General features: G+C 62.9%; 13 protein-coding genes, 1 tRNA gene and 1 pseudogene. 6 read left to right on the top strand and 9 right to left on the bottom strand.

All coding sequences use genetic code 11. The annotated features are described in order from the left end of the window. Both merB and merA read right to left on the bottom strand, forming a co-directional pair. The coding region (merB, locus tag QKE52_RS09765; RefSeq protein WP_347948692.1) for an organomercurial lyase at positions 1–499 on the bottom strand (499 nt) is incomplete at its 3' end. Between the two features lie 34 nt (positions 500–533). After that, positions 534–1,958, bottom strand: a complete 1,425-nt coding sequence (gene merA, locus QKE52_RS09760) for a mercury(II) reductase (RefSeq protein WP_347948691.1) — start codon at positions 1,956–1,958, stop codon at positions 534–536. Between the two features lie 108 nt (positions 1,959–2,066). Here merA and QKE52_RS09755 point away from each other — a divergent pair, with 108 nt between their 5' ends. After that, entirely contained in the window at positions 2,067–2,456 is a 390-nt protein-coding gene (locus QKE52_RS09755) for a heavy metal-responsive transcriptional regulator (RefSeq protein WP_004601215.1), read from the top strand. A 275-nt stretch (positions 2,457–2,731) separates the two neighbouring features. Next, positions 2,732–2,974: pseudogene (locus QKE52_RS09750) on the top strand (IS256 family transposase); the annotation flags it as partial. 144 nt (positions 2,975–3,118) lie between these two features. Here the strand turns inward: QKE52_RS09750 and QKE52_RS09745 are convergent. After that, positions 3,119–3,195 (bottom strand) — tRNA-Met (locus QKE52_RS09745). Between the two features lie 166 nt (positions 3,196–3,361). After that, positions 3,362–6,337: a UPF0182 family protein gene (locus QKE52_RS09740; RefSeq protein ID WP_347948690.1), complete on the bottom strand. Its 2,976-nt coding sequence runs from the start codon at positions 6,335–6,337 to the stop codon at positions 3,362–3,364. Positions 6,338–6,460: 123 nt separating this feature from the next. Here QKE52_RS09740 and QKE52_RS09735 point away from each other — a divergent pair, with 123 nt between their 5' ends. Together QKE52_RS09735 and QKE52_RS09730 are read left to right on the top strand one after the other, a co-directional pair. After that, positions 6,461–7,051, top strand: coding sequence for a PPA1309 family protein (locus tag QKE52_RS09735; protein ID WP_158397666.1), 591 nt, complete (start codon positions 6,461–6,463; stop codon positions 7,049–7,051). A gap of 77 nt (positions 7,052–7,128) precedes the next feature. Then, positions 7,129–7,809 (top strand): beta-N-acetylglucosaminidase, encoded by a 681-nt coding sequence (locus tag QKE52_RS09730; protein WP_347948689.1) that lies wholly within the window; start codon positions 7,129–7,131, stop codon positions 7,807–7,809. A 3-nt stretch (positions 7,810–7,812) separates the two neighbouring features. On the opposite strand, the gene QKE52_RS09725 is transcribed toward QKE52_RS09730, so the two are convergent. Beyond that, on the bottom strand, positions 7,813–8,889 hold the full coding sequence (locus QKE52_RS09725; protein WP_347948688.1) for a PDZ domain-containing protein: 1,077 nt from the start codon (positions 8,887–8,889) through the stop codon (positions 7,813–7,815). 93 nt (positions 8,890–8,982) lie between these two features. Here QKE52_RS09725 and QKE52_RS09720 point away from each other — a divergent pair, with 93 nt between their 5' ends. Beyond that, positions 8,983–10,398 (top strand): zinc-dependent metalloprotease, encoded by a 1,416-nt coding sequence (locus QKE52_RS09720; protein ID WP_070545179.1) that lies wholly within the window; start codon positions 8,983–8,985, stop codon positions 10,396–10,398. On the opposite strand, the gene QKE52_RS09715 is transcribed toward QKE52_RS09720, so the two are convergent. Further along, entirely contained in the window at positions 10,395–10,892 is a 498-nt protein-coding gene (locus tag QKE52_RS09715) for a SprT-like domain-containing protein (RefSeq protein WP_347948686.1), read from the bottom strand. The two genes, QKE52_RS09720 and QKE52_RS09715, sit on opposite strands and share 4 nt — an antisense overlap. A gap of 72 nt (positions 10,893–10,964) precedes the next feature. Here QKE52_RS09715 and QKE52_RS09710 point away from each other — a divergent pair, with 72 nt between their 5' ends. Next, entirely contained in the window at positions 10,965–11,795 is an 831-nt protein-coding gene (locus QKE52_RS09710) for a hypothetical protein (RefSeq protein ID WP_347948685.1), read from the top strand. Here the strand turns inward: QKE52_RS09710 and QKE52_RS09705 are convergent. From QKE52_RS09705 to QKE52_RS09695, 3 genes are read right to left on the bottom strand one after another with little or no spacing between them, the layout of a single operon-like run. After that, on the bottom strand, positions 11,792–13,846 hold the full coding sequence (locus QKE52_RS09705) for an ATP-dependent DNA helicase UvrD2 (RefSeq protein WP_070512166.1): 2,055 nt from the start codon (positions 13,844–13,846) through the stop codon (positions 11,792–11,794). The genes QKE52_RS09710 and QKE52_RS09705 overlap by 4 nt on opposite strands. After that, complete coding sequence (locus tag QKE52_RS09700; RefSeq protein ID WP_102234012.1) at positions 13,815–14,549, bottom strand: NAD(+) diphosphatase; 735 nt, start codon at positions 14,547–14,549, stop codon at positions 13,815–13,817. Before QKE52_RS09700 ends, QKE52_RS09705 begins: the two co-directional genes overlap by 32 nt. Next, positions 14,549–15,661 carry a potassium channel family protein gene (locus QKE52_RS09695; protein WP_049156104.1) on the bottom strand — a complete coding sequence of 371 codons (1,113 nt, stop codon included), beginning with the start codon at positions 15,659–15,661 and terminating at the stop codon, positions 14,549–14,551. The genes QKE52_RS09700 and QKE52_RS09695 overlap by 1 nt, the downstream gene beginning before the upstream one ends. Positions 15,662–15,697: the final 36 nt, after the last annotated feature.

Here is a 15,697-nt window from a genome sequence, read left to right as displayed (position 1 = left end):
GGCACGCAGCGGCCATCAGGAAATGAGAAACTGGGTCGTCTCGGCTCTCCGCCCAACTTTGCAACAGCACCCCGCGTGGCGGCCGCGGCGAGGAGGTCACCGTGCCGTCCGCGCCCGTCATCACCCGGACGAGGGTCCCGCTACCCGGGGAGGTCGACTTAATGGTTGCGGCCTTCCCGATCAGGGCCGGGAAGAAGAGGGTGTCCAGGGCGCACCAGGTGTAGAGCTGTTCCCCGGCCAGGGTGAAGCGATGCGGGGTGGGCCGCATCGTCAGGGCCAGGCCGATGATGCGGCCCTCGTCGTCGTACTCGGTGTCCGGGACGGCGGCCAGTCCCTGCCGGACCGTGTCTTCGCTCCGGCCACTGGCGGTGGCCAGTTCGGCGACCGTGACGGGCTCGCCCTCGGCCAGGAGCCGCAGCAACGGCACGAACAATTCCGGGTCTATTCCGGAGCGCGCGGGGGACAACAGATAGGTGAGGGCCTGGTCGGTGGCGGTCATGGCATTCCTTTGCTTCGGTAGTGGGGGCTGCAGCTCAGGCGCAGCAGGAGAGCTTGGAGACGTCGGTGGTGAAGGCCTTGGCGGCGATCCTGATGCCCTCGGCCATCGTCAGGTAGGGGCTCCAGGCGGCGGCGACCTGCGCGGTGGTCATGCCCGCTTCGAGGGTGTAGACGCCGGCGGCGGCGATTTCCCCGGCGTCCTTGGCCACCGCGGAGAGGCCCAGGATCAGTCCGGTGTCGCGGTCCGCGACAACCTTGATGAAGCCGCGGGTGTCGCGGTTGACCACGGCTCGCGGCACGTACTCCAGGGGGAGGACCCGGCACTCGCAGCTGATCCCGGCGGCGACAGCTTCCTTTTCCGTCATCCCGACCGCCCCGATGGCGGGACTGGTGAAGGTGACCCGGGGCAGGTGCCGGTAGTCGACCTCGGCCAGGGCATCGGTGAACGCATTGTCCACGGCCAGGGCGCCGTGGGCCGCTGCGACGTAAACGAACTCCCGATGGCCGGTCGCGTCCCCGGCGGCCCAAACCCGCGGGTTGGACGTGGCCAGGCGGGAATCGACCACGATCTCGCCGGATGCGCCGGTCTTCACCCCGACGGCGTCAAGGTCCAGTCCCTCGGTCACCGGGCGGCGGCCCAGTGCCACGAGGATGCGGGAAGCGCGGAACACCTCCTCGCCCCCGGCCACGTTTGCCGTCACCGAGACCCCGTCCGGGCCGGAGGCCACGGAGTCGGCCATGGCCCGCCGGACCACCCGGATCCCCTCGTCGGCGAACACCCCCGCCAACGCCTTGGATGCCTCCGGTTCCTCCTGCGAGGCCAACCGGGAACGGACCAGCATGGTCACCCGGGAGCCCAGCCGGGAGAAAAGCTGTGCCATCTCCAGGGCAACATAGCCTCCGCCCAGGATCAGCATTGATTCGGGCACCTCGTCCAGTTCCATCGCCGTCGTCGAGGTCAGGTACCCGGCCTCGGCCAGTCCGGGAACGGGGGGCACGTAGGGTGCGGAGCCAGTGGCCACGAGGTAGTGCCCGGCCTCGATCGTTCTCACTGCACCATCCGGGGAGATCACCCGGAGCAGCGGTGCGTCCTGGGTTCCGGTGAACGACGCGTCTCCCGAGATCATCGTCCACCCGTAGTCCGCGGCCAGATCGACGTACTTCTCCGTGCGCATACTTTCAACCAGCGCGGCCTTGCCCTGAATCAGGGCCGGCATGTCCACCGGGCCCGCCGAGGCCGCCACCCCAGGGAAGCGGGCCGAATCCAACGCCACGTGGCGGGCCTCCGCGGCAGCCAGGAGCGCCTTCGACGGGACGCAGCCCGTGTTCACGCATGTCCCGCCCACGGTGCCGCGCTCCACCATCACGACGCGCTTGCCCAGTCCGGTGGCCCGGATCGCGGCCGCAAACGCTCCGCCGCCGGAACCAATAATCGCCAGATCGAACTTTTCGTTTGTCATTCCAGATGTCTCTTCCCTGTGGTTCAAAAGTTCCTATGGAACCATTGTGAACCTTCCAGTACAATGGAAGGTCAAGTGTGGTGGCCATTGGAAGGGGAATCGGCGAACATGAGGATCGGACAGCTTGCGGAAGCAACCGGAACCACGACCAAGACCCTGCGGTTCTACGAGGAGTCGGGGCTGCTCCCTCCGGCCGAGCGATTGGCCTCCGGCTATCGGGACTACGCCGAGGATGCCGTGGGGCGGGTCGGGTTCATCCACCGAGGCCAGGCCGCCGGGCTGACCCTCGCCCAGATCCGCCAGATCCTCGACATCCGCGACGGCGGCCAGGCGCCCTGCGAACACGTGCGCGACCTGCTTGACGTGCGCCTCGCTGAGATCGAGCAGCAGATCGCGCAGCTCTCCGTGCTGCGCGACACTATCGCGGACCTCAGACAGGACGCCGCACACCCGGACCCTGAAACGTGCAGCACCGATCAAGTGTGTAGGTACTTGTAATCCAATTGGGCACACCTCCTTAGCAACCACGCTATGCGAGAGTTGCAGCTCGACGAGAGCCAGGATGACAGGATTAACCGCCAGGAGCTATCTATAAATAGGGACTATTTCTTACCTGGAAGTAACATTTTGGCGGTTGAGGATAATACCTTTGGTGCATTTTGAGCCAAAAGCTTCTTGGCCTCTGGACTGACAGTTGCCACCACAGCACTCGCAACCAAAACTGAGCCTATAAGAATTGTTTCTTTACTTACCTGCAGTGATTGCAGATTAAATCCCACCGCAACGCCCGCAGGGCTCTAAAACGGTTAGAAAAACTCATCCACGCAGAACAACTATTTGCCTTTCTTACCCCGCCTGAAGGTGTCACCCAGGATTCAAAAGCCACCACGAACCTGCTGGAAGGCGGCATCAACAAACAACTCAAAGACTTAGCGGGCAATCATCGCAGCATGTTCGATGAGCATCAGCGCATCACCATGGACTGGTGGCTTTTCACCCACACCGAAGACCCTGTGCCGCGTGTCGGGCAGCATCACTTCCAAACCGGCTTAAGTGACAAAATGCCATCGCTGAAGTCCCGATTTGAGTCCCAGGACGTGCTCCTTAAGAGAAATAACTAAAGCCCCTACCAGCGTTTCCACTGGTAGGGGCCTGGAAGTTGGTAGCGGGGGCCGGATTCGAACCGACGACCTCTGGGTTATGAGCCCAGCGAGCTACCGAGCTGCTCCACCCCGCGTCGAGATGCACTTCCATACATCAAGCGCTTCAGCACACTGCGGTTAATCCCCTGTGTGCCGGCGACGGATGTAACTATACAGACACCTTGGCGCCTACCCAAATCCCCTGGGCAGGCGCCATTTCACGGTCGGGCGCCGGGCTTTTGCACCGGCGCCAGTCCGGAATTACTGAGACTGCAGGGAGCGGTAGTCCTCCACTGCCTTATCCAGCTCGTCCAGAGCCTTGCCGTACTCCTCGAAGGAGCCGTTCTTGGCCTTGTCCACGCCATCGAGAGCCTTGTTGATGGCGTCGATAGCCTCGCCCTCGTCGGAGGCCTTCGGCGCGGATGCCGGCGCGGAAGACTCGGCGTCCTTTTCTTCGTCCTTCTTATCGTCATCGGCAGGTTGCTCGCCCTTCTCCGCCTTCGTGCCGGAGTCACCCTCAATCTCGGTGATGTCCTGGGCGGCCTTCGGGTCGATGCCCACCTGCTCCAGGGCCTCACCAATCGTCGGCGCATAGCCCACGCGGCCCTTGTAGGAAACGAGCACGCGAAGCAGCTTCGGGAACGCAGACTCCTGGCCCTTACGCTGCGAGTAAATCGGCTCCAAGTAGAGGATCTCTCCCCCACCCACCGGCAGGGCCAACAGGTTACCGTTCTTCAGATCATTCGAGCCTTCCCACAGGGTACGGTCACGCGCCACCTGGTCGGAAGACATCATGGCATCCTGGGCCTGCTTCGGGCCCTGGGTCTGGGTGTTCGTCGGCAGCACGCGCACGGTGATGTCACCGTAGGTGTCCGGGTCCGAGGACACCGCCATGTGTGCGGAGAGGAACTGGCGGTTCAGACCGCGGTAGGAGGTGATGAGCTGGAAGCTCGGCTTGTTAGTCTCCGGGTCGGAAGCCAGCACATAGTACGGCGGCTGGTTCAGGCCCTGAGCCTCGCCTGCGGTCGGGTCTTCCGGCACGGACCAGAAGGCGTCGTTGTTGAAGAAGACGCCCGGGTCATCCACGTGGTACTTGGCCAGCAGGTTGCGCTGCACCTTGAACATGTCCTCCGGGTAACGCATGTGCTGACGCAGCTCGTCGGAGATCTCCGACTCGGGCTTGACGACGCCCGGGAAGACACCCTCCCATGCCTTGAGCACGGGGTCTTCGGTGTCGAACTCGTAGAGATCGACGGTGCCATCGTAGGCGTCGACAGTCGCCTTGACCGAGTTACGGATGTAGCCCACCCGATCGTTGACCAAACGCTGCGTCGTACCCGTCGGGTTCTGTGCATCCTGGGTGGTCTCTGTCAGGGAGGTGCGCTGCGTGTACGGCAAGGAATCCAGGGTGGTGTAGCCGTCAACGATCCACTTGATGCGGCCGTCAATGACCGCCGGGTAGGTGGAGGAATCCGTAGTCAGCCACGGGGCGACCTTCTCTACGCGCTCGCGCGGATCGCGGTCATAGAGCAGCTTGGATTCCGAGCCCACGCGGTCCGAGAGCAGGAAGTTCAGTTCCTGGTACTTGAGGGCAAAAGCAGTGCGGTCGACAATGTTGCCGATGTCCACGCCACCCTTGCCGTCGTAGGTGTAGGTGGCGGTATCGGTGTCGTACTCCACGGCGGCGTCGCCCGTCTGGCCCACGATGGCGTAGTCCATGCCGTCTTGGGCGCTGGCGATCACCGGGCCGTAGTAAATGCGCGGCTGGTCCACCTTGATGCCGAGCGACTCCTCAGCGCTCTGGGTCTCGCCCTCACCTTCAGCGTCCTCGCCTGCCTGGGTCTGCAGGTCGGCCACAGTAAAGATGGGGAAACCACCACGGGCGGAACCGGCGTCACGAGCCACCTCATCGACCGTGTTGGCCTGCGCCGCGATGAAACCGTTGCCGTGGGTGTACACGGTGTGGCGGTTAATCCAGTTCTGCTGGTTTTCCTGCAGCTCATTCGGATCCAGCTCACGGGCCGCAACCACGAAGTCACGCAGCTCGCCGTCGATTTCATAGCGGTCCATCGCCAGCGTCTCTGGGAAACCGTAGAAGTTCTTCAGCTGCTGCATCTGAGTAAACGTCGGCGCCAAGATATCCGGGTCCAGCAGGCGCAGGTTGGAAATGGTGGAGTCATCGGAGGCAACCTTGTCATCGGCGACGTCCTCCGCGCCCCAATTCTCCTCATAGGTCACCTTGTCATCGGTGAGGCCGTAGGCAAAGCGGGTGGACTCGATGTTGCGTGAGATGGACTCCGCCTCTTTGGCCTGACGGTTCGGGTTAACGGAGAAGCGCTCCATAATGAGCGGCCAGCCCTGGCCGATGACCAACGAGGACAAAACCATGAGCACCACGGCCAGGCCAGGGATACGCAGGTCCTTGATGACCACCGCAGAGAAGATTGCCACGGCCACGAAGACGCCAATGATCATGAGGATGATCTTGGCCGGCAGGTAGGCGTTGATGTCGGTGTAGGAACCACCCGTAAACAGCGAGTGCTCGGTGTAGAGCAGCTGGTAGCGGCCCAACCAGTAACCAGCCACCTGCAGCAACATCCACAGGCCGGCGGTCACGGCCAGCTGGGTGCGTGCGGCTTTCGATAGCGAACCACGCACGCCAGCGGCGCGGTTGCCCAGGCGGATACCGCCGAGAATGTAATGCCCCACCAAAGCAATGAGGAAGCACACTGCCAGCAGCATGGAGAAGGCACTGACCAGCATCGTCCACACTGGCAGGCTGAAGGCGTAGAAGCCGAGGTCGTGGTTGAACTGCGGATCCTTTACCCCAAAATCGTGGGAGTTGAGGAAGAGCATGACGGTCCGCCAGTTAGCTTGTCCCAGCAGGCCCGAGACGACACCGACGAGCACCGGGATGACCTTCAAGAACACGTTCATCGTGCTCTCAATGGATTTGCGGTACTGGTAGACCGGGGAATTGAAATCCGCCATATCCATCGAGTCACCGCGTCCCCGCCAGACCACGAGGCCTGCCACGTAGGTGATGGCTGCCGCTACGAGGCCGAAGAGGAAGAAAAGCACGATGCGCGTCACTAGGGTCTTGGTGAAGACCCCGCGGTACTCAATCGCGCCGAACCACTTCCAATCTGTATAAAAGCCCACGAGCATGGGGCCGATGAACAAGAGGACCGCGATGATGGCGACAACCCACGAGAGAAATTTGGGTGGACGTTTCATCGGGGCGGTGGGTCGGTTGAGTCCGGAAGCCAACTCCAGCTCCAATCAAGTGTCGTGCGAATATAGAGGTATCAAGCTTCTAGTCTAGAGAAGCACTATGACCGTCAACGAACAAGGACGCTTATGAGTTCCCAACCTTCCTCCCAGCCCGCTGTACACCGCGCGCTCAACAAGGCCATGCGCGAAGCCGTGGACTTCATCCACGCCGAGGGCTGGGATGCGCCTCCTACACTTTTTGCTCTCGTCCCCACTGAGCTGGTGGCCGCACAGCTCGGTGACGTCGACGACTCCTCTCCCCTCACGCTCGTGGTGCAAGAGTTGCCGGAAGGCATCGAGCCGGGTTCCGAGCACCTCGCGGACTACGTCTCCCGCCTGGCCTGGCCACAGGAGATCGCCGGGGTCATCCTGGCACAGGAGATCACGTTCAAGGACACCTCGGACGCCGCGCTTGCCGACGCCCGCCCCGCCCGCCTCTTCTCCGGGGTCTTGCGCGCTACCGCCATGGACGGTAGCTCCGCGGACGGAACCGCGGAGTTCGACGAGAACGGCGCCGAGCTCACCCTGCTGCAGCTGCGCCCGACCGAGGAGGAGCTCGCGGAGGCCGGCCCCTTCGCGGAAGATGATATTCAGCTGCGCGGTGGTCCGAATGTGGCACCGGGGGTCATCGCTGCCTTGCGCTACGGGTTGGAGCAGGATCCGGAGGAAATACTCTAATCGACTAAACTCAGAATGCAGTGGCCATTAGCGCTCAGCTCTCGGGGCTGGGCACGCAATTGATAGAGGAGTCTCTCGTGCGCTTGACACCCCGCCTCACCGCCGCAGCTTCGGCCGTGCTTGCCACCGGCTGCCTGCTCACCGCATGTGGGAAGGACGATGTGCCCTCCCCTGAGCCGGCACCTGCGAGCGAAGCAACCACCGCCGCGGAGAAGACCAGCGCGCCGGCCCCGGCCACCTCCGCCGAGGAATCCGAGACGACTACTCCCGCCACGTCCGAGTCTGCTGACAGCTCGGAGGCCGAGGATGAATCCGCGACAGCAGGAAGCTCCGTTGCTCGGAAGGACAAAGACAAAGACGCCAGCGAGTCCGCTGAGCCCAGCGGAGACTTCAATGAATCCGTGGAGCAGGCTTATGAGATCTTCGGTGGCCTCGTGCCGGAAGAGATCTTCGCACAATTCGACCGCTGCGATCCCAATGGCGTGACGGATTCTTTCAACTGCTCCGGATCGGAGGTAGGCCAGTTCCAGTTCTTCAAGTCGAAGACCAAGGCTTCCCAGACCACCCAGGTGCTCACCGAGCTGCGCAGCTCCCGCGTCCTCGAGGACAGCGGTAGCCGCGTCGTGGGCTGGTCCATGCTGGGCAACACGGCCATCCTCACCGTGGTTGATAACGATGAGGGCCTTATCATGCAGCAGATGATCTCCACGGACCAGGACGATCCGGAAGAGCGCCTTAAGGAGCTGGGCCTGGTCTAAGGGCTAGCGCTTACAGGTCTCGACGGGACTTCCCTCGGCGAAGTTGTGCATGGCGTCGATGGCGTCGTCCAGCGTGTGAACTTTGGCCACCACCATGTCGCCCGTTTCGCGGCTAACCGCCTCTGCGCAGTTGTCGGCTGGTGCGAGGAAAAGCTCGGCGCCTGCCTCCTTCGCTGCGCTTACCTTATGCACAATGCCACCGATGGGGCCGACCTCACCGTCCTCACCAATAGTGCCGGTGCCGGCAACGAAGCGCCCGCCGGTGAGGTCCTCGCTAGAAAGCTTGTCAATCACCGCCAAGGTAAACATCATGCCGGCCGAGGGACCGCCGATGTCCTGCAGGTTGTAATCCACGGTGATGTCCTCAGTGGGAACAGAGGCCATGAGGATGCCCAGCAAGGCTACGTCCCCCTGCTCTGGGTGGGAGCCAAGAGTCACGCGGACTGTTTTTTCCTCGCCCTTGCGAACGATGCCTAGCTCCACCTCATCGCCAGGCTGAAGAGCACGAATCTTCTCTTGCACTTGGCCAGGCTCCGTGACCTTGTCACCGTTGACGGTGGTGATGATGTCGGCGTCGTCAAGCGCGCCTGCTGCCGGGCCGTCGTCGAGGACTTGTGCGACCTCAATCCGCACGGGCTTGTCCAGATAGTCCATGGCGGCGACCGTGGCCGCTGACTCGGACTGGGTAAAGGCCTGCTGATTGGCCTCCTGAACCTCCTTATCTGTCTTGCCCTGCGGGATGATGTTTTCGATGGGGACGATGGTGTCATCCGTAAACAGCCACAGCCCCAGGGCTTGGGCCAGCGTCATGTTGGTGCGAACAGAAACCGTCGTCATGTTGAGATGCCCCTTCGGCTGGAACGTCTCTGGGGCTTCGACGTTGACCACCGGCTCACCTTCCACCTCGCCCAAGGTATCCACGGTAGGCCCTGGGCCTTCGGCGGCGTAGGGAACGGACAAGGTGATATCGGTGCCGGGAATGTGGTCGATGCTAAGCAGGGCTCCCGTCAGCACCACCGGAATGGCTCCCCACGTGAGAGTGGACAGGCGGCGGGCTCGGGGGTTCTGCGGAGTTTTCACGGAGGATCAGCCTACAGCCTTAGGCTGCCTGTTCGCTCTCAGCGTTGCCGTGGTCCTAGAATCCGCGCTAGGAAACCTAGTAGATTAGGGCCCATGAGCAACGGATTCGGTTTTTCCTTCCCCAATAACGACGATGACGATGATAACGATCGTCGCGACCAGAACCCGTTCGGCGCCTTCGGCTTCAGCGCGGGCAACGGTGGCCTAGGAGACCTGTTGAATCAGTTCGGCCAGATGCTGTCCGGCATGGGTTCCTCCATGAACTCCCCGGAGGGTGCTGGCCCGGTCAACTATGACTTGGCCAAGCGCATCGCGCACCAGCAGATCTCCCGCGATAAAGAGGTCAGCGAGCAAGACCGCACCGCTGTGCAAGAAGCCGTGCGGCTGGCAGAACTGTGGCTGGATGATGCCACGATTCTGCCCACCGCGTCCGGCACCGTGACCGCGTGGAATTCCGCGCAGTGGCTGGATGAGACGCTGCCGATGTGGCAGCGCATGGTCACTCCGGTAGCCGAACACATGAATTCCGCGCAGTTGGAATCCCTACCGGAGGAGGCCCGCGAGATGATGGGCCCGATGACCTCGATGATGAACTCGATGTCTGGCATGAACTTCGGGATGAAGCTCGGCCACGCCCTCGGTGACCTAGCTGCGCAGGCGCTGACCGGTTCCGACTTCGGCTTGCCTGTCTCCCCCGCAGGCACCACCGCACTCTTGCCGCACAATATCCAGGCCATCGCGCGCGATCTCAACGTTCCGGGCCAGGAAGTACTCGTCTACATCGGCGCCCGTGAGGCCGCCCGCCAGCGCCTGTTCAAGCACGTGCCGTGGTTGGTCGAGCGCCTCGTCTCCTCCGTTGAGGAATACGCCATGGGCTTGGTCATCGACACCTCCCATATCGAGGAAGCTACCCGCGAGCTCAACCTGGAATCCGGTGACCCGCAGGCCATCCAGGACGCGATGAACAAGCTGCAGGGCATGGACCTGTCCCCGCGGATCACCTCCCGCAACGCGGGAGCGGCTTCCCGCTTGGAGACCCTCCTGGCACTCGTCGAGGGCTGGGTTGAACACGTGGTGACCGAGGCACTGGGAGAGCGCATCCCGTCTACGAAGGCAATGACTGAGGCGTGGGCGCACCGCCGCTCCACTGGCGGCTCCGCGGAGAAGGCCTTCTCCCAGGTCGTCGGCATCGAACTCAACGCCCCGAAGGTGGAGGCCGCCGCTGAGCTGTGGCGCCGCGCCACCGTCGCGGTGGGCGCCGATAAGCGCGATTCCGCCTGGGACCATCCGGATCTTCTGCCCACGGCCGAGCACTTGGAGAACCCGGCTTCCTTCATCGACGGGTTGCTCGATGACAATCCTGATGAGGGCTTTGAGGCAGAATTCTCCAAGTTGGAGGAGATGCTCCGCCAGCAGGATGCCGGGGACGATGCCAGCGATAGCGCTGGTGAGGGCGCAGACGCCGACGGCGACGAGGACAAAAAGGACGGGCCGGAGGAAGAGAACTAGCGGAAACGCTGGTAGGCCTCGAGGTACCCCTTCGCGCGTTCTGCTTTGGGGGCGCGGTCGGCCCACTCCCAAAATTCCGGGCCATGGCCCGGAATGAAGGTGTGTGTCAGCTCGTGGATGATGACCGCATCGAGCACATAGTCTGGGACGTCCTGCAGCCGGTCAGAAATCCGAATATCTCCCGTTGAGGTAGTGCAACTGCCCCAGCGGGATTTTTGGTTGCTGACCCACCGAATGGATCCCACCGTGGCGCGGTCGTCCAAATAGCGAGTGTTCAACGTGCGTGCGCGGGCGGTGAGAGAGGCATCGGAGCGCTGCGACGAGGTGTGCTTCTTACGCACCTTCGCCACGATCTCATCCACTGCTTTCTGTTCTTCTGCTGCCGACATCCAGGCAGGAATGCGCACCTCGAGAACGCCATCAACAACGCGGGCTTGGACGGTGCGACGGCGCCGGGCGGAGCGAATGACACGGACCTCGGGATTGCTCGACATGACAGGGCATTCTACCTGTGGTGCAATGATGGCTAAGCACAGCTGGGGTGGGTCATCAACGGGGAGGAAACCATGTCTGCACAGACGTATATGCTGGCGCCGGAAACCACAATCCTGGAGCGCGAGCCCGGGATGCTCCAGTGTGGGATGGATGCCACGCGCGTCGGCGTGTTCGAGGCCCACCCACAACTGGCACGCCTGCTCAACCGGTTGCGCACCCCGCTGACCCGGCAAACCATTGAAAAATCCATAGAGAATACGGGCACGAGCCCGTCCGCTGCCCGCAGCCTGGTTGATGATCTGATCAGTTACCGCGTTCTGTGGCCAGCGCCCCAGCCGCAGCGCGTGGCCGTGCTGGGTACGTCGACCCTCGCTAACGAGCTGCGCGACGTCCTCCTGAACGATTCCTTCCAGCCCCGCTCCCCTCTCCACAGCGAAACACCCTCCGAGTACATCGCGAACGTGGCCGGGCACCTGCCGATTGTCGCCGTCGACATGCTGGACGGCGCCACGGAATGGGCACAAGCCCTGCACAAATCCTCGGCGACGTGGCTACCGGTATCGATGCTGGATGCCCGCGGCATCATCGGTCCGGTCCGCGTAGCCGGCGCGGGGCCTTGCCCACTGTGCGCGCATCTGCACCGCATCGATGCGGACGAGCAGTGGCACGAGGTGGCGCGCCGCGCCGCCGCGGTAGAACCGCCGGGGGATCCGATCGTGCGCACCGCAATAGTGATGCATGCTGTGGTCACCATCCGCCGCCTTTTGGGAAGGCCCGCCCCGCCCGGGGCTCCCGGCGGCAAGCCGTTAGCCGGGGAGCTTAAGGAGATAGACCCCTACGGGATCGAGCAACACCGGCTGTTGATGGAGCACCCACGCTGTACGTTCTGCGCCGGTGCCTAACCCCGGGTAGAGGCGATGATCTGCAACACCTCCGCGCCGTAGCGCTCCAGCTTGGAGGGGCCTACCCCGGAGATGTCGAGCAACTCGGCCTCGCTGGCGGGAAGCGCCTCCGAGATGGCTTGCAGGGTGGCATCGGAAAACACGACGTAGGCAGGAACCTGGGAGTCCTTAGCAACGGACGCGCGCCAGGCGCGCAGCGCGTTGAAGACATCCTCATCGCCCTCATATTCGCACCACTCGTGGCGCCCCAGAACCTTTTCGGCGGGACTGCTGAGCTGGCCCGAGCACACGCGGCAGCGGCGCGGGCGATAGCGACGGTTCGATGACTGGCTCTCCTCGATTCCCGGCACCACGCCGTCAAGGAAGCGAGTTCGCTCACGCGAGGCCCGCGAACCGGTCGTCTTGGCTAACGCCCACGACAAAGCCAGGTGCTCGCGCGCACGGGTAATGCCGACATAGAACAGCCGGCGCTCTTCTTCCACGTGCTCATCGCCGGCCTTGATGGCGTGGTTGATGGGCAAGAGTTTTTCGGTGAGCCCCACCAAGAACACCGCATCCCACTCCAGGCCCTTGGCAGCGTGGATGGTCGCTAGGGTCACGCCCTCCATCGTGGGGTTGTGCTTGTTTTCGGATCGGCGGTGCAGCTCCCCCAGCACGCCAGGCAGGTCGATCCCTTCGTGGTCCTCCACGATCTGCGCGATGAGATCCACCAACGCCGTGAGCGACTGCCAGCGCTCACGCGCCTGCGCGCCCTGCGGCTCCGTGGCGGACAGCCCCAGCTCCACGAAGGCCGCACGCGCGACGGCCACAGGATCATTCGGCAGATCATCACGGCGCGTGGCAGCGATGAGCACGCGGATGGCCTCCAAGATCTCTGGGCGGCGGAAGAATCCCTCGCCGCCGCGGACTTGGTAGACCACTCCGGCGTCGGCAAGCGCCTGCTCAAACTGCTCTGATTGCGCGTTGATGCGGTAGAGAATTGCGATTTCGGAAGCCTTCACGCCCTGGTTGAGCAAAGTCAGAACCTGGCCCGCGACCTCCTTGGCTTCGATCTCCTCAGACTCATAGGCCTTAAAAGTGGGCTCGGGGCCAGGCTCGCGCATACCTTGCAGCTCCAGGCGGGTCCCCGCCGCGCGGCCCGTGGCCTTCGAGATGACCTCGTTGGCCAAATCCGTCACCTGCGGAGTGGAGCGGTAATCTCGCTGCAGCTTTACCACCGTGGCCTGCGGATACGTGCGGGAAAAATTCAGCAGGTACTCCGGGGAAGCTCCGTTGAAGGAATAAATGGTCTGGTTAGCATCGCCCACGACCGTCAGGTCATCGCGCTCCCCCAGCCAGGCCTCCAGCACGCGCTGTTGCAGCGGCGTCACGTCTTGGTACTCATCGACGACAAAGGTGCGGTACTGCTCACGGAAGACCTCCGCCACCGCAGGTACGTTCTCGATGGCGCCCGCGATGTGCATGAGCAAATCATCGAAATCAAGGTACATGAGATCCGGGGTGGCCTTCATGTCCTCGTAGCGGCGGAAGACCTCTGCCACCTTGGCCGGATCCCCCGGTGCTTCGCGGTCCGTGGACTCGATGACGCCGGGATAGCCCTCGGGGCTAATCAACGAAGACTTCGCCCATTCGATTTCCCCCAGGAAGTCACGGATGGTGTCCTTGTTATTGTCCAGACCGAGCGAACGCACCGCACGTGCAACCAGGCTGAACTTATTATCGATGAGCTGCCACGGCAGATCCCCGGCGACCTGCGGCCAGAAGTACTTCAGTTGGCGGCGCGCCGCGGCGTGGAAGGTTTGAGCCTGCACTCCCCCGACACCCATCTGGTTGAGACGCTCGCGCATTTCACTCGCGGCACGAGAGGTAAAAGTGACGGCCAGAACACGCTGCGGGTTGACGAAGCCCTGATCCACCATGTGGGCGATGCGATAGGTGATCGTGCGAGTTTTGCCCGTTCCGGCACCGGCCAGGATGCAGACCGGGCCGCGCGGCGCCGTGGCGGCGGCCCGTTGGTCTTCATCGAGCAGGGACAGATCCGGTCTCATCACCGTGGAACCACTCCATAATCATCGTGTGTGCAATTGAGCCCTGGCGGGCAATGGTCATTGTTGGAAGCTCGGCGCGGGACACCCACCGCACCTCAGCGAGCTCGTCGTCAGTATCGCACACGGGCTGGACATCCTCCGTGACCGCGGAAAAGCCCACCATCAACGAACCGCTCGGCGGCCACGGCTGTGAACCCCAGTACTTGACTGACTCCACGCGGCGGCCGGTCTCTTCCAGTGCCTCCCGGATCATCGCTTCTTCGAGGGTCTCACCGGGATCCACATAGCCGGCAATCAAGGAGAAGAAGTTAGGACGGTGGCGGTTACGCGCCAACAGGATCTGGTCCGACTCTGCGTGACGGATAATGCCGATGACTGCGGGATCAAGGCGTGGGAAGACGAGGCGCTCGCCGTCGCGCCCCACCGCCCCGGGCGCGGGATAAGACAGCTCGCGGCCGCTGCGCGGATCAAAGCGCGCTTCCCGACGGTTACGGATCAGATGCAGGGCTTTGAGGATGTCGCGCTGACCGTTAAAGAAGGTGGCATCACGCAGCGCGCCGAGCCGCTCGGCGGCCTCGGTGCCCAGTAGGAAAGCATGGATGGCCCCGGCCGTGACCACGATGTCCCCCGCCGGCTCAGCCAGAAAGACCGGCTGGCCCTGTGGCGTAACCGGGACGCGGCCGGTCTCGGTGACAGGAAGGAACATTAGTTGCCTTCGTCCTCGTCTTCATCGGAATCTTCCGCGGCCTGCTGCATCTCGTGCTTGATATAGAGCAGGCGGTCACCGGGCTTGAGCGCGTACGCATCTGCCGTGTCGACGCGGTGCAGCTCGTTGTTGCGCAAGACGGCCAGGACAATGTCGGCCAGGTGGCGCGGGTTGGAGCCCACCTCGAATTCGCGCACCGCGCGCTCCGCCACGGAGAAACCCTCATTTGGTGAGAGGAGATCCTCCATCATCTCCACCACGGTTGGCGTTACGGTAGCAAGGCCCAGCAGGCGGCCGGCCGTCTCCGCCGAGGTCACCACCGAATCAGCGCCGGATTGGAGGAGAAGGTGGCGGTTTTCAGATTCACGCACAGACGCGACCACCTTGGCCTTAGGGTTAAGCTCGCGCACGGACAACGTACACAGCACCGCGGTATCGTCCGTGGACGGAGTCACCACCACGGAGGAGGCGTGCTGCGCACCGGCGATGCGCAGGACGTCCTGCTTGGTTCCGGAGCCATAGATGGTGACGAGGCCGTGGTGCTCGGCACTGGCTAGGGCCGCACGGTTATTGTCTACGACCACGATTTGGGAGGCTGGGACGTCGTCGGCGATCAGCGCGGCGACCGCACCGGCGCCCTTGGTGCCATAGCCGATGACGACGGTGTGGTTACGCAATTGCTTTCTCCAATTCTGGATTTCAAACGTGCGACGGGCTCGATCCGTCAGAACCGACAAGGTAGCACCGACCAACAAAACAAGGAAGAGCAGGCGGGCCGGGGTGACGATAATAAGGTTAATGAAACGCGCGGTGGGGGTCACGGGGACAATATCGCCGTAGCCCACAGTGGTCAACGACACCGCTGAGTAATAAGCGGCATCCAAGAAAGACAAATCCTCGCTATACCCGTCACCGTCGAAAAAGACGATGATGGTGACAAAGACCATCAGCCCCATGGCCCATATCACGCGGCGCGCCAGTTGCTTCCACGGGCTGGTGCTTTGCGTGCGCGGAATCGTGATGACATCGAGCAACGCGTGGTCAGGCTGCGAGGTCAGCTCAACCTGCGATAAAAAACGCGACGTAATGCGTTTTCTTAAGTGCTTGGGCACGAAGCGCCAACCTCCCTAGATGATGCGGATTTCCTC

Origin of the sequence: Corynebacterium sp. c25Ua_47 (genome assembly GCF_039907205.1) — a bacterium.
Lineage (GTDB): Bacteria > Actinomycetota > Actinomycetes > Mycobacteriales > Mycobacteriaceae > Corynebacterium > Corynebacterium hiratae.
Note: the sequence above shows the minus strand (reverse complement) of the source record. Positions and strands in the feature narration are given on the sequence as shown.

Bases quoted from the DNA above. Each gene is read 5' to 3' on its own strand.
- merA (WP_347948691.1), bottom strand. From the start codon at position 1,958: ATGACAAACGAAAAGTTCGATCTGGCGATTATTGGTTCCGGCGGCGGA.
- QKE52_RS09755 (WP_004601215.1), top strand. From the start codon at position 2,067: ATGAGGATCGGACAGCTTGCGGAAGCAACCGGAACCACGACCAAGACC.
- QKE52_RS09740 (WP_347948690.1), bottom strand. From the start codon at position 6,337: ATGAAACGTCCACCCAAATTTCTCTCGTGGGTTGTCGCCATCATCGCG.
- QKE52_RS09735 (WP_158397666.1), top strand. From the start codon at position 6,461: ATGAGTTCCCAACCTTCCTCCCAGCCCGCTGTACACCGCGCGCTCAAC.
- QKE52_RS09720 (WP_070545179.1), top strand. From the start codon at position 8,983: ATGAGCAACGGATTCGGTTTTTCCTTCCCCAATAACGACGATGACGAT.
- QKE52_RS09715 (WP_347948686.1), bottom strand. From the start codon at position 10,892: ATGTCGAGCAATCCCGAGGTCCGTGTCATTCGCTCCGCCCGGCGCCGT.
- QKE52_RS09710 (WP_347948685.1), top strand. From the start codon at position 10,965: ATGTCTGCACAGACGTATATGCTGGCGCCGGAAACCACAATCCTGGAG.
- QKE52_RS09700 (WP_102234012.1), bottom strand. From the start codon at position 14,549: ATGTTCCTTCCTGTCACCGAGACCGGCCGCGTCCCGGTTACGCCACAG.